Origin of the sequence: Clostridium sp. 7_2_43FAA (genome assembly GCF_000158375.2) — a bacterium.
Lineage (GTDB): Bacteria > Bacillota > Clostridia > Clostridiales > Clostridiaceae > Clostridium > Clostridium tertium.
In genome coordinates, this window is sequence record NZ_JH815222.1 from 1,276,271 (window position 1) to 1,289,322 (window position 13,052).

General features: G+C 26.6%; 13 protein-coding genes and 1 pseudogene. 11 read left to right on the forward strand and 3 right to left on the reverse strand.

Going from position 1 to position 13,052, the window contains the following annotated elements; all coding sequences use genetic code 11:
• Positions 1 to 261 precede the first annotated feature (261 nt).
• The 3 genes and pseudogenes from rny to CSBG_RS07625 all read left to right on the forward strand — a co-directional run bounded on the left by rny (position 262) and on the right by CSBG_RS07625 (position 2,849).
• Entirely contained in the window at positions 262 to 1,803 is a 1,542-nt protein-coding gene (gene rny, locus CSBG_RS07615; protein ID WP_008678437.1) for a ribonuclease Y, read from the forward strand.
• 332 nt (positions 1,804 to 2,135) lie between these two features.
• A pseudogene (locus CSBG_RS07620) lies at positions 2,136 to 2,397 on the forward strand (stage V sporulation protein S).
• Positions 2,398 to 2,588: 191 nt separating this feature from the next.
• Entirely contained in the window at positions 2,589 to 2,849 is a 261-nt protein-coding gene (locus tag CSBG_RS07625) for an HPr family phosphocarrier protein (RefSeq protein WP_008678438.1), read from the forward strand.
• A 234-nt stretch (positions 2,850 to 3,083) separates the two neighbouring features.
• Here the strand turns inward: CSBG_RS07625 and CSBG_RS07630 are convergent, their stop codons facing one another.
• The gene (locus CSBG_RS07630) at positions 3,084 to 3,302 is read right to left on the reverse strand and encodes a DUF378 domain-containing protein (protein WP_008678439.1); all 219 of its coding nucleotides are present in this window, start codon (positions 3,300 to 3,302) and stop codon (positions 3,084 to 3,086) included.
• A 159-nt stretch (positions 3,303 to 3,461) separates the two neighbouring features.
• Here CSBG_RS07630 and purB point away from each other — a divergent pair, with 159 nt between their 5' ends.
• The 3 genes from purB to CSBG_RS07640 all read left to right on the forward strand — a co-directional run bounded on the left by purB (position 3,462) and on the right by CSBG_RS07640 (position 6,736).
• Positions 3,462 to 4,892 carry an adenylosuccinate lyase gene (gene purB / locus CSBG_RS07635; protein WP_008678440.1) on the forward strand — a complete coding sequence of 477 codons (1,431 nt, stop codon included), beginning with the start codon at positions 3,462 to 3,464 and terminating at the stop codon, positions 4,890 to 4,892.
• Positions 4,893 to 5,031: 139 nt separating this feature from the next.
• On the forward strand, positions 5,032 to 5,199 hold the full coding sequence (locus tag CSBG_RS18235) for a hypothetical protein (RefSeq protein ID WP_008678442.1): 168 nt from the start codon (positions 5,032 to 5,034) through the stop codon (positions 5,197 to 5,199).
• 250 nt (positions 5,200 to 5,449) lie between these two features.
• Complete coding sequence (locus CSBG_RS07640; protein ID WP_008678444.1) at positions 5,450 to 6,736, forward strand: hypothetical protein; 1,287 nt, start codon at positions 5,450 to 5,452, stop codon at positions 6,734 to 6,736.
• 103 nt (positions 6,737 to 6,839) lie between these two features.
• On the opposite strand, the gene CSBG_RS07645 is transcribed toward CSBG_RS07640, so the two are convergent.
• The gene (locus CSBG_RS07645) at positions 6,840 to 7,469 is read right to left on the reverse strand and encodes a GerMN domain-containing protein (RefSeq protein ID WP_008678447.1); all 630 of its coding nucleotides are present in this window, start codon (positions 7,467 to 7,469) and stop codon (positions 6,840 to 6,842) included.
• 331 nt (positions 7,470 to 7,800) lie between these two features.
• On the opposite strand from CSBG_RS07645, the gene CSBG_RS07650 reads away from it, so the two are divergent.
• The 3 genes from CSBG_RS07650 (at position 7,801) to CSBG_RS07660 (ending at position 10,720) form a co-directional block, all read left to right on the forward strand.
• Complete coding sequence (locus CSBG_RS07650) at positions 7,801 to 9,033, forward strand: DUF6398 domain-containing protein (protein WP_008678449.1); 1,233 nt, start codon at positions 7,801 to 7,803, stop codon at positions 9,031 to 9,033.
• Positions 9,034 to 9,208: 175 nt separating this feature from the next.
• Positions 9,209 to 9,991, forward strand: coding sequence for a flagellar motor protein (locus tag CSBG_RS07655; RefSeq protein ID WP_008678452.1), 783 nt, complete (start codon positions 9,209 to 9,211; stop codon positions 9,989 to 9,991).
• The gene (locus CSBG_RS07660; RefSeq protein ID WP_008678454.1) at positions 9,992 to 10,720 is read left to right on the forward strand and encodes a flagellar motor protein MotB; all 729 of its coding nucleotides are present in this window, start codon (positions 9,992 to 9,994) and stop codon (positions 10,718 to 10,720) included.
• A gap of 42 nt (positions 10,721 to 10,762) precedes the next feature.
• On the opposite strand, the gene CSBG_RS07665 is transcribed toward CSBG_RS07660, so the two are convergent.
• Entirely contained in the window at positions 10,763 to 11,788 is a 1,026-nt protein-coding gene (locus CSBG_RS07665; RefSeq protein ID WP_338079831.1) for a site-2 protease family protein, read from the reverse strand.
• A 471-nt stretch (positions 11,789 to 12,259) separates the two neighbouring features.
• Between CSBG_RS07665 and CSBG_RS07670 the strand changes: the two genes are divergently transcribed.
• Positions 12,260 to 12,598, forward strand: a complete 339-nt coding sequence (locus CSBG_RS07670) for an arsenate reductase family protein (protein WP_008678458.1) — start codon at positions 12,260 to 12,262, stop codon at positions 12,596 to 12,598.
• Between the two features lie 27 nt (positions 12,599 to 12,625).
• A complete protein-coding gene (locus tag CSBG_RS07675; RefSeq protein ID WP_008678459.1) occupies positions 12,626 to 13,039 on the forward strand; it encodes a hypothetical protein in 414 nt (137 codons plus the stop codon).
• The last annotated feature ends 13 nt before the right edge of the window (positions 13,040 to 13,052 follow it).

Here is a 13,052-nt window from a genome sequence, read left to right on the forward strand (position 1 = left end):
ATAATAATATTTTTATATTATTATTATCGACTTTATTGTTTAATAGTAAGATAAAGCAACTAAAATTTACGTAACAATGGGAATGTAAACAATTAAATTTACTTTGTGAATTATACAACTAAACTTGACATAATTTTAATTTTAAGATAAAATAATAACAAATACTGGTTTTATCATATTTCAAATATCAGTTAGATTAAGTATGATACCTACTACATTTTCTATTAAACATAAGTTTATATGAATGGAGGAGGTGTTGTTATGGATAATATTCTTGGTATAGTAATTTATGTTGTAGTATTAGTCATATCAGGCTTATTACTTTATAAAGGTATACAAAGTGCTTCTAAAAAGAAAATAGAAGGCTTAGAAAAAGAAGCAGAAACTCTTTTAGAAAATGCTAAAAGAGAAGCTGAAGCTACTAAGAAAGAGTCGATTTTAGAAGCGAAGGAAGAGGTTCATAGACTTAGAAATGATCTAGAGAGGGATTCAAGAGAAAGAAGAAATGAAATTCAAAGACTTGAAAGAAGAATAATTCAAAGAGAAGAATCCCTAGACAAAAAGAGTGATCTTTTAGAAAAGAAAGAAGAAGCACAAAATAAAAGGTTACAAGAAATCGATGAAATGGAAGCAAATGTACAGGAACTGTACTCTAAGAGAAGAGAAGAGCTTGAAAGAATAGCAACTTTATCTAGCGATGAAGCTAGAGAAATCCTTTTAGAAGAAGTTAGAAGAGAAATAACTCATGAAACTGCTATAATGATCAAAGATATAGAAGCTAGAGCTAAGGAAGAAGCAGATAAAAAAGCGAGAGAAATTATAACAACTGCTATTCAAAGATGCGCAGCAGATCATGTATCAGAATCAACAGTACATGTTGTTGCCCTTCCTAATGATGAAATGAAGGGTAGAATTATAGGTAGAGAAGGTAGAAATATCAGAACTCTTGAAACATTAACAGGGGTAGATTTAATAATAGATGATACTCCAGAAGCAGTTATTTTATCAAGTTTCGATCCAGTTAGAAGAGAAATTGCTAAAATAGCTTTGGAAAAGTTAATTGTGGATGGTAGAATTCATCCAGCTAGAATCGAGGAAATGGTAGAAAGAGCTACCAAAGATGTAGAAAATGATATTAAAGAAGAAGGAGAACAAGCAACATTAGAAACTGGTGTTCATGGTGTTCATCCTGAAATAATTAAATTACTTGGTAGACTGAAGTATAGAACTAGTTATGGACAAAATGTGTTAAAGCATTCTATTGAAGTTTCATATTTGGCTGGTGTAATGGCTGCAGAATTAGGTCTGGATGTAAATTTAGCGAAGAGAGCAGGTTTATTACATGATATAGGTAAAGTAGCAACACAAGAAGAAGAAGGTCGTCATGCTGTAATAGGTGGAGATCTAGCTAAAAAATATGGAGAATCACAAGTTGTGGCAAATGCTATAGCTGCACATCATGGAGATGTTGAAATGTTAACACTAGAAGCTGTTTTAGTTCAAGCAGCTGATGCAATATCAGCAGCAAGACCAGGTGCTAGAAGAGAAACTCTAGAAGCTTATATTAAGCGTTTAGAGAAACTTGAAGAAATTGCAAATTCTTACGAAGGTGTAGAAAAGTCATATGCAATTCAAGCTGGTAGAGAGATTAGAATTATGGTTAAACCAGATCATTTAGATGACGCTGGATCTGTAGAATTAGCTAGAAGCTTAGCTAAAAGTATAGAGGAACAATTAGAATATCCAGGTCAAATTAAAATTAATGTTATAAGAGAAACAAGAGCAGTAGATTATGCTAAATAAAATAAAGGGATTATATCGAAATAAATTTTGATATTACTCGAAATAGAAAAGGAAGTTCAAATTCGAACTTCCTTTTTTGTGCATAATAACATAATGTGATCATTTAGTAAAAATCTAGTAGTTGAATTTGTAGTCTTATTTAGAATAATTATATGTGGTAATTGTTGCTATTAATATAATAAACAAATATGAAAGTAGAAATAAAAATAAAAAAGATAAAAAAATTTTCAAAATAAAGGAGGATTTTTTTATAACTTATAGAATATATATATTGCAAGAGTAAAACTCTTGCAATATATTGTAAACGATTTTTATCTAGGAGGTAAAGACAAGTGGAAGTATTAAAAGTTTCAACAAAATCAAATCCAAATTCAGTGGCAGGTGCATTAGCTGCCATAATTAAAGAAAAAAATAATAGTAGAAATCCAAGCAGTAGGAGCAGGTGCTATAAATCAAGCCGTAAAAGCAATTGCTATAGCAAGAGGCTTCGTTGCCCCTAGCGGAAAAGATATTGTTTGTGTTCCAGCATTCACTGATATTGAAATAGATGGTGAAGAAAGAACAGCAATAAAACTAATCGTTCAACCAAGATAGTAAGTTCTGAAATTTAATTTGGGGAGAGAATTTATTTTAGGGGAGATAAAGAAAAGGACTACATTAATGGTAGTTCTTTTTCATATTAAGGAAAATAGATGTTATAAGCCTTGAAATTTTTTTTATTTACATATATAATGAAATAGTTAAATAGATAACTATTTTAAATTTAATGTAAAGAGGTGTGTTTAATGGTATCTAAAGAAGTTGTAGTAAACAACGGAACTGGTTTACATGCTAGACCAGCAACTTTATTAGTAAAGAAAGCTTCATCTTTCAAGTCAGATGTAAGCATAGAATTTAACGGCAAGAAAGCAAACGTTAAGAGTTTAATAGGAGTTCTTTCTTTAGGAGTAACTAAAGGAGCTGCTATTACTGTTTTAGCAAGCGGAGATGACGAAGCTTTAGCAGTAGAAGAAATATCTAACTTAATAGCTAGTTTAGAAGACTAATAAAAAAGTGCCAATAGGCACTTTTTTTATGTATAAGAAAGTTTAGGGTTTAAAATGAGGTTATATAAAATATTTAGCACTTTTAAATTGAAAAATATATTTATTTGATTTTTTCTTTTTTAAGTTTTTAAGTGGGGATATATAAGTTTAAGTTAATATTGAAATAAGTAGTAGTATAAGTAAACTTATATATGCTCACTTTTTTATATAGTTAATAGTTATAATAGTATGTAGTTAACTGAATAATTTCAAGGATCTGCATCTAAATATTAAAGAAATCAAGTCGATAGCTCCAGCAAATACTGCGATATATATTATTCTTTGTAATAAGACTGATCCACCAACTAAGAAAGTAACTAAGTTTACACTTAACAAACCAATAAATCCCCAATTAATTGCTCCAATTAACACCAATAAAAAAGATATTTTGTCAACTATATTTATTTTACACATAATTTTCCCTCCTTATGAATTAATACAGTATATATATATTAAAAAATAACAAAAATATAACTGAAAATTATTTTAAAAATACTGAAAAAATAATTAGGTTATGTTATAATACGAATTATTACATAAAAAAATAAAAATTTATTCGGAGGTTATCTAAGGATGAAAGATTTATATAATTCACCATTAAACTCAAGGTATGCATCAAAGGAAATGAGTTTCATATTTTCAGATGATATGAAATTTTCAACATGGAGAAAGTTATGGGTTGCATTAGCAGAAGGAGAAAAAGAATTAGGTTTAAATATAACTGAAGAGCAAATAGATGAACTGAAATCTAATATATATAATATAAATTACGATGAAGCAATAAAAAGAGAAAAAGAAGTTAGACATGATGTTATGAGCCATGTATATGCATATGGATTGCAATGCCCTAGTGCCAAAGGAATTATTCATTTAGGAGCAACTAGTTGTTATGTAGGTGATAATACAGACATAATTATTATGAGAGATGCTTTATTATTAATTAAAAAGAAGGTAGTAACAGTATTAAATCATTTATCAAATTTTGCAATAAAATATAAAGATATGCCAACTCTTGGATTTACACATTTTCAGCCTGCACAATTGACTACTGTAGGAAAAAGAGCAACTCTTTGGATGCAAGATTTAGTATTAGATATAGAGAATATAGAATTTTTATTATCAACATTAAAGTTAAGAGGAGTTAAAGGAACTACAGGTACTCAAGCAAGTTTTATGACTTTGTTTAATAATGATGAAGAAAAAGTTAAAGAATTAGATAGTATAGTAGCAAAGAAAATGGGCTTTGAAAAAAGTTATGGCGTTACTGGGCAAACATATCCTAGAAAATTAGATTCTATAGTATTAAATAGATTATCAGAAATTGCTCAAAGTGCTTATAAATTTAGTAATGATTTAAGATTATTGCAAAGCATGAAAGAGATTGAAGAACCATTTGAAAAAAATCAAATAGGATCATCTGCTATGGCATATAAGAGAAATCCTATGAGAAGTGAGAGGATGGGATCTTTAGCAAGATATGTGATAGTGAATTCATTAAATCCAGCAATAACAGCTGCAACTCAATGGTTTGAAAGAACTTTAGATGATTCAGCAAATAAAAGAATTGCAGTAGCAGAAGCTTTCTTGGCCTTAGATGGAGTTTTAAACTTATATATAAATATTGCAGAAAATATGGTTGTATATGAAAAAGTAATAAGTGCACATGTAAATAATGAATTACCTTTTATGGCTACAGAAAATATAATGATGGAAGCAGTTAAAAGAGGTGGAGATAGACAAGAGCTTCATGAAAAAATTAGAATTCATTCAATGGCAGCTGCACAAAGAGTAAAAGGTGAAGGATTAGATAATGATTTAATTGAGAGAATTATAAAAGATGATGGCTTTATGTTAAGTGAAGAAGAAATAAGAAGTATTATTAATCCAACCAAGTTTGTAGGAAGAGCGCCAAGTCAAGTTGTAGAATTCATAGAAGAGTATATAAATCCAATTATAAAAGTTAATAAAGATGCATTAGAAGTAAAGAGTGAAATTACTGTTTAATATAATTATTTATAGAAGTCATAGTGTATTTAGAATATATTATGACTTCTATATTTGTTTTAAATATTAAAAAAATTTTGAATAAAAATATTATATAAGACAATAATTAATAGATAGAACTAGCAAAGGAGGAATATAAATGAATATTAACAAAGAAGAATATATGAGTGAATGTATAAGTTGTAGTGGAACAGGAAGAATAAAATGTGATTGTGGAACAGAAGAAGCACCTAATTCTAGATGCATAACTTGTAACGGTGATGGAAGCTTTATATGCCCTGTTTGCGATGGAGAAGGAAAGTTCTAATAATAAAGAAATTATCTAATAATTAGTTGCAAGATATTTAATTATAAAAATTTATTTAAAAATTATATTATATAGATAGGAGTTTCCTATCTTATTTTTTTGCCCATTTAGAATAATTAAATAACTAAAATTTAATTATTCAAAATAAATATCCTTAGATTTTGCATCATAAGTAATATTGTAATTTAAATAACACAAATTAAAATATAATAATATTATATAATGTAATAATATTATAAAAGAGGGTTTTATGGCAAGATATGTAAAGAACTTAATGAGAAGTGAAGTAAATGCACAAAAACAAAGAGAAATTATTATGACTAGAATTGGTGATGTAAAGGGAAGTAGCGATTTAGATGTTATTTACTTAGTTGGTAATGAGAGAGGAACTGGAAAAAATAAAGTTTATTATAATATGCAAATAATCATTTCTGATGGAGAAAATGGAAAGACTGTAACTATAGATCTAAGTGGGATAGAGGGATATAATCCTAGAATAGAATTGGAAAATTTTAAAAAAGTTACAAGTGATAATGAAATATTATTTAGCGTAGAAGATATAGGAAATAATGGATATTTAACGGCTCATATGTATTATTTAGATGGAGATAAAGCTATAAAAATTTTTGATACAGATTATTATAATCAACTCGATTCCTATCAAGTTATATATCAAGATAAGTATAAAGTGGATGTAATAGATGTAAATAGGGGAATGACTTATTCTATAGATATAAGTGGAAAAGATAAGGATTATTTAAACAGCTTATACAATAATAATGGAATTTTAAAGAAAAGAATAGCAGGAAAGGTTCTATCTGTATCTGGATTAAGTCCAATAAATTTAATAAGAAGTGATATATTAGATCTTTTAGTTACACAAAAGATAATAGGTATAAATGAAAAAGATATTTTAGGAGTAATGAGTAATATTTTAAGCTTTGAAGGTGTTAGTTTTATTAAAGCAGATTCTTTTATAGGCATATTAGGTGAAAAGACGTCCAACATGTTAGTTAGGGTAGAAAATAAGTTAAGTAAAGATTACTTAGATTTCTCAAAGGTTGAATTTATAGAATCAGAAGTAGCTAAGGACGAAGCAATAGAAAGGATAATTGAAAAAGAATTTTTACTAAATCCTGATGAGGATAAGGTTAATTACTTATATAATAAAGTCAAATTAAAAGATGATGATAGTTATGAAATATTGGTTTATTTAGAAGGACCTAGATTTTGCACTGAAAAAGGTGGTACTTTAGCTATATTAGAGGAAAAAAATAATGAATATAATGTTATATCAAAGATAAGTAATGCTACAAATCCCATTATAATATCTGAAAATAAAACAAATGGGTATAGAGATTTAATAGTGAAAATGATAGATAGTGATAAGGATGATTTTAGGTTATTAAAATTTAATGGAAATGCATATCCTTTGGATCCAATTAAAGAAGAAAGGTTAAAGAGGGGTAGTAAAATTAAAGGAATAGCAGCAATTTCTGATGACTTATTTTATACAAGAGGAATTGAATATAAGTAGTATAAAAAATCCCTATAGAGAATTGATTTTATCACTCTATAGGGTATACTTATAGTCAAAAAATTATAAGAAATTGGTTTTAAATTATTTAAAATAATAAGTTTTATTTAGTTAATTCAAGTGTATTATTTAAGTCAACTTTAAATGTATCTCCATCTTTCATTGAAATGTGTCCAGAAGTATAAGGTTTTCCATCTAAAGTTATGATAACTTTAGATACATTAAAATAATCACCAAATGTATTGCAAATAGCAGTTAAAGTACTAGACTCAGGACCAGAACCTAAGTTTTGAGCTTCAACAAAATTAGATGAAAAATCTAGCTTTATAGTATCATTTTCACTATCAACTTTTGCTGAGTTTAAAGAAATATCACTATTTAAAGCAGATGCAATTTCTTCGCTTGGATTTTTCTTTAATTCATTAACTAAAGCAGTTGCTACAGCCTTATCTTTAATTTCAATAGTTTTATTTATGTAAACTATTTTGTCAGTAACAACATCGTAATAATAAATATTTGCATCATCGGTTGTTATTTCATTAGAATTATTAGTATCATATTTATCACTTTGGTTACTATCCTTGTTCTTATCTTCTTCGTCAGTTATAGTAGATTCATTATTACTAATATTAGATGCTGTATTATTTTTGTTATTATTTGCTTCTGCCCCACAAGAAATTATTGAAAAAGGTATGGATAATGATATTAATATTGCTAAAATTCTTTTTTTCATTTATTAACCTCCTTAAAAATATATGTTTCAATTGCAATTTATATAATTATAATTAATAGGATATTAGTAGTTAATACGCTTATTTAAGCAAAATTGAAGGCATATATTATATAATAATTTAATTAATTATAGTATATCATAATTAAAAGATTGTTACAAATTTACATAAATCTACTTATTTGCTCTTAAAATATACTAATATTTGAAAAAAGTAATTAAATATCATATAATATAAAACATCGGCTTAAATCGTCAATTGGAATATATTATTTAAGTATGATAAGTTTTATAATATTCCAAATAACATAGTAGAAAAAGGAGAAAATAAGTAATGCAAAAAACATCTGAAGTAAGTAATGAAAGATATTTAGAAGTAATGGGTTTTATTGAAGAGGTTTGTAAAAACAACTTAAATGAAGAATATTTGTTTCTTGCAGAGAGCTTATGTAAAGAAATATTTGAATTAAAAGAAGGCAATTTAAATAAAGGAAAAGCAAATTCATGGGCATGCGGAATTGTACATGCTTTGGGATTAAAAAACGGGTTATTTACAAATAAAATAGGTATAACTATTAAGGCTGGAGATTTATATAAATTATTTGATGTAAGTAGTAGTACGGGTCTTTCAAAATCAAAAGAAGTGAGGAAGTTAATAGATTTAGAAGAGGATAAATGGTTGATAACTTTTAATAAAAGTGATTATATAGATAATTCAAAAACAGTAGATAATGAGATAAAGTGTGAAGAAAAACAAAAAGAAAAAATTAAGGAAGAAACATTAGATGAGGTTTGCGTTTCAAAAGTAGAAGCTGAGATCATAGAAGATGAGGATTTAAAAAAAGCTAATAAGATAGCTAATGAGGCATGGAATCAAAAAAATTACAAGAAAAAAGCAAAATTAGCCAAAGAAGCATTAAAAATAAGCGAAAATTGTGCGGAAGCTTATATAATATTATCATATGACAATTCATTAAGTATAAATGAACAAAAGATCTTAGTACTAAAAGCAGTAGAAGCTGCTAAAAATGTTATAGGTGAAGAAAATATAAATAAATATATAGGAAAATTCTTAGACTTAGAGGTTACAAGACCTTACTATAGTGCTAAATATAGACTTGGAAATTTATTATGGAATATAAATGAAAAATTAGAGGCTATAAAAGAGTTTACTGATTTAATAAATCTAGATCCAGAAGATAGGTTATTAATAAGAGGAGTATTACTTTCATGGCTAATTACAGAAAATTTAGATGAAGAAGTTTTAAATGTGTTAAATAAATATAAAAATGATTACTTACCATCTACAAAATTTTCAAAAGCTCTTTATTTATTTAAGATAGGAAAATTAGAGGAAGCAGAAAGAGCTTTAAGAATTGCAAATGCTTCTAATCCATTTGTTATAGATTATATAATCAAGCAAAAAAGAATCCCTACAAATCCACCTGAACTTAAAAGTTTAGGTACAGAAGAAGATGCAGTATACTATATGAAAAATGCAGAAACAGCTTGGAATTCAGTAAATGGGGCAAGAAGCTGGGTAAAGGAATTGAAAAATAGACTATAGAAATAGATTATAAAATAGACTATTGTGTATTTCGGCGATAATGTTAGTCATTACACAATAGTTTTTTTTATAAGAAAGAATCGACGAATTTGGATAAAAAACAACAAAATAATGAAATTGATATGTAAATATAAAAAATATATAATTTAGAAATAAATTATATGGATGGTGAAATATGGACATAACAATAATAATTAGTATTATATTTTCTTTTGCTTGTATTATAGTAGGTTTTCTTTTAGAAGGAGGGGCATTAGGAGCTTTATATCAATTCACAGCATTATTGATAGTTGTTGGAGGAACAATAGGAGCAGTTGGTGTTGCATTTCCAGGAAAGACTTTAAAAAGATTTCCAAAGGTTTTTAGCATAGCATTTAAGAAGAGAAATAGCAACCTTATAGAAAATGTAGAATTTTTTAAGAAAATTACAGTGAAAACAAGAAAAAATGGATTATTAAGTTTAGAAGCAGATTTAAATAATCCAGAAACAGATACTTTTATCAAAAAAGGTCTACAAATGATTGTAGATGGAGTGGATCCAGAGATTATGAAAGGATCATTAGAGACAAGATTAGAACAAATTTCAGAAAGGCATAATCAAGGAATTTCTATTTTTGAAGCTGCAGGTGGGTATGCGCCAACAATGGGGATTATAGGAACAGTTATGGGGCTAGTTCAAGTTTTAAGTAATTTAGATGATCCAAGTACATTAGGACCAAAGATAGCAGTAGCATTTATTGCTACTCTTTATGGAATAGGAACTGCTAATTTAATTTGGTTACCTATAGCAAATAAGCTAAAAATTTTAAGCACTGAAGAAATAATCGAAAAAGAAATGTGTATTGAAGCTTTACTCTTAGTACAAGCTGGTGCTAGTCCAAGCTCTATAATAAGTAAATTAGAGGGGTTTTTAACTGAAGAGGACATAAAAAAGCTTGAATCAAGCGAGGGTAAATAGATGAAAAAAAGAGTGGAAAAACCAGAAAATCATGAAAGATGGTTGCTTACATATTCAGATCTTATAACTTTACTTATGATATTTTTTGTTGTACTATATTCTGCTTCTAGTGTGAATGAGTCAAAGTATAAGCAGTTGGCTACTTCTATGGGAGATGTATTTATAGGTGGATATTCAGTTCTAGGAAGTGCTGAAAATTCAGGTAGTTCAAGTGATGAGCAAGGAGAGTTAAAACCATTAGTTCAAACAGAAGAGGAAAAATTACAAGGTATAGAATCTCAAGTAAATGATATAGTAAAGGATTTAGAGTTAGAAGGAAGTGTAACTACAAGTATAGAAGAAAGAGGTCTTATTATAAGTTTTACTGATAATGTTTTTTTTGATAGTGCAAAGGCGGATATAAAAGAGGAGTTAAAACCTAAACTTATTTCGGTATCAAATATTTTAAATAAAATTGATAATTATGTAAGAGTAGAAGGACATACTGATAATTTACCTATAAGTACTTCGGATTACCATTCAAATTGGCAACTTTCATCTGTTAGAGCTTCTAATGTAGTTGAATTTTTAATAAGCTATGGATCCATATCTCCAAGTAGATTATCAGCTGTAGGTTATGGTGAGTATAGACCAGTTGCAGATAATACTGCAGAAGAAGGAAGAGCTAAAAATAGAAGAGTTGATATATTAATTTTAAATAATAAATTTGATAATATAGAAATGAATTAGAATATAGTTAAAGGACTGTAATTTTTAGTTACAGTCCTTTAACTATATTAGTGTATTTTCATATAAATTAATAATATTTATGAGAAGTTTATTATAACCTTCACAGTGAGATATATAATTTGGCATGTTTTTTTTATCAATTAAATATTCAATATTATCATTATTAGAATTGAAATATAAATCAAATAACTTTCTAAAATAAATTGAATTACAACCAGCATAAACTTTATTTATAATATCATCATCTGGATAAAAAGTTTTTTCTTTAAGTTTTTTAGATATAAAATAATAGATTATAGCAATAGAAGTTTTTTCCACTTGCCTATAGTCATATTTCTTTATATCATCGAAATCATTAATTAAATTTTCAAAAAAATTGAGCGTTGATGGATGTATAATTAAGAGATCTTTATTTAAAAAACTTAAAAGAGAATTAGTGAAAAAAGAAATATTATTTAAAAAGTTCCAAAGATCATTTACGTCAAACTTTTCTAAAGTTATCCCATCTGCAATTTCCATATGTGTATCAGTAAGAATCCTTTTGCTTTCATATGGAATTTCTCCATTTCCACAAATAGTAAAGCTTCTAACTAATTCAAAAGCAATTCTAGAGTCTTCTTTTGCACCTATTGCATATTTACCATCACTGTTAAAGAAGTTAAGAGTAGTAATAGATAAATGAATAAGTGAAATTAAAGCTAAATATGAGTATTTAACATTGCTAACTCCGATACAAAAGAATAATATAAATACTGTAAAATCAAATACAGGGCCAATCCAAAGAAATATTTTAAGCTTTTTTAAAAGTATATTGTATTCTATTTTGGAGGATATTTTTATTGAGTTAAAATGTAATCTACTTGTCATATCACCTTGTATCAAAGGTTTAAATTTGAATTTAAATTTAGTACCATCTTTATAGAGAGTGAAGGGAATTACATGATAAAATGAACATTTAAATCCTAAAAATAAAGACACAACGTAATGGGAAAGTTCATGCAAAAATATAATTATATATTCTATAATAAAAACTTTTAAAATTAAAATAAGATACTTCAAAATCATCATCCTTAAAAATTCATCTTAATTATTAATATAGAATAATATAGTAAAAAAGTTCATATTTAAGCGAAATAAATCAGCATCAAAAAAGCTAAATAAAATATGTAATAGCTTTTTTGATGCTGTATAGAAAATCTATTCTCAGCCTATCCTTAATTATCATAAAGCATTAATTAATTCTTTTAATAAGGTTTTAAAAGCTGCTGAGAAGATAGATATTCGTTATTAAACTAACTTTTATTAATAATTCATTATAATAACTATGTAATGAAAAATTTAAATTATGCCTTTATAATTTATTGTTAATATTAGCTTGTACAAATGAAGAAGAAATATTCTATAAATAAAAAGATAAAACTATAAAATAATATTGGCATTCATATTAATTTATTTTTTATATAATGAGTAAATAATCTGTTTTTTATATATAATATAAATTTATGTTATAATGAAGAAAAATTAGGAGGTGGCAATTACATGAACATACAAGTATTTGGAAGAAAGAAATGCTTTGATACAAAAAAAGCAGAAAGATATTTTAAAGAAAGAAAAATAAACTTTCAATTTATAGATATAGATATTAAAGGGCTTAGTAAAGGAGAACTTAATTCCGTTAAAAGGAATATTTCAATAAATGAACTAATAAACCAATCAAGTAAAGAATATAAAAATTTAAATCTAGATAAAATTAGAAGCAATGATATGAAAGAGGAAATTTTATTGAAAAATCCTAAGTTATTTAACTCTCCTATAGTTAGAAATGGAAATACAGCAACTCTTGGGTATAAGAAAGAAATTTGGGATTTATGGGAATAAGGTAAATAAAAACTAAAGGTGAAGCAAATGATTAAAATAAAAATACAAAAGGGTAAAAACGAAGAACCTATTTTTAAAATTAATTTAAAAGATGATGATATAGTAAAATTTCCTTTTTTAAAGAGAGCAATATTAGAGGGAAAAAAGATAACGGGAAGATATAATTATGAGGTTCCATTAAGATATTTTGTGCCAATAGTAAAAAATATAAAAAAAGATAATTTAGCAATTGATAAACTTAGTAAGTTAGAATTTCTAGAGTTTTTTGATGATTTTGAAGAAAAATACTATGCTAGTTTAAATGCAACCCCTAAGTTTATGAGGTTATGGAGATCAGAAAAGTGCCCTAATATATTTAAAATTAAAATAGATCCAGAAAATCTTACGTTGACAAAGGAAGTAGCATTTAAGAAAATAAGTATAAAATTTGGAGAATTATAAAAAAGAATCAAGG

Coding starts and splice junctions, on each gene's coding strand:
- rny (WP_008678437.1), top strand. CDS start 262: ATGGATAATATTCTTGGTATAGTAATTTATGTTGTAGTATTAGTCATA.
- CSBG_RS07625 (WP_008678438.1), top strand. CDS start 2,589: ATGGTATCTAAAGAAGTTGTAGTAAACAACGGAACTGGTTTACATGCT.
- CSBG_RS07630 (WP_008678439.1), bottom strand. CDS start 3,302: ATGTGTAAAATAAATATAGTTGACAAAATATCTTTTTTATTGGTGTTA.
- purB (WP_008678440.1), top strand. CDS start 3,462: ATGAAAGATTTATATAATTCACCATTAAACTCAAGGTATGCATCAAAG.
- CSBG_RS18235 (WP_008678442.1), top strand. CDS start 5,032: ATGAATATTAACAAAGAAGAATATATGAGTGAATGTATAAGTTGTAGT.
- CSBG_RS07640 (WP_008678444.1), top strand. CDS start 5,450: ATGGCAAGATATGTAAAGAACTTAATGAGAAGTGAAGTAAATGCACAA.
- CSBG_RS07645 (WP_008678447.1), bottom strand. CDS start 7,469: ATGAAAAAAAGAATTTTAGCAATATTAATATCATTATCCATACCTTTT.
- CSBG_RS07650 (WP_008678449.1), top strand. CDS start 7,801: ATGCAAAAAACATCTGAAGTAAGTAATGAAAGATATTTAGAAGTAATG.
- CSBG_RS07655 (WP_008678452.1), top strand. CDS start 9,209: ATGGACATAACAATAATAATTAGTATTATATTTTCTTTTGCTTGTATT.
- CSBG_RS07660 (WP_008678454.1), top strand. CDS start 9,992: ATGAAAAAAAGAGTGGAAAAACCAGAAAATCATGAAAGATGGTTGCTT.
- CSBG_RS07665 (WP_338079831.1), bottom strand. CDS start 11,788: ATGATGATTTTGAAGTATCTTATTTTAATTTTAAAAGTTTTTATTATA.
- CSBG_RS07670 (WP_008678458.1), top strand. CDS start 12,260: ATGAACATACAAGTATTTGGAAGAAAGAAATGCTTTGATACAAAAAAA.
- CSBG_RS07675 (WP_008678459.1), top strand. CDS start 12,626: ATGATTAAAATAAAAATACAAAAGGGTAAAAACGAAGAACCTATTTTT.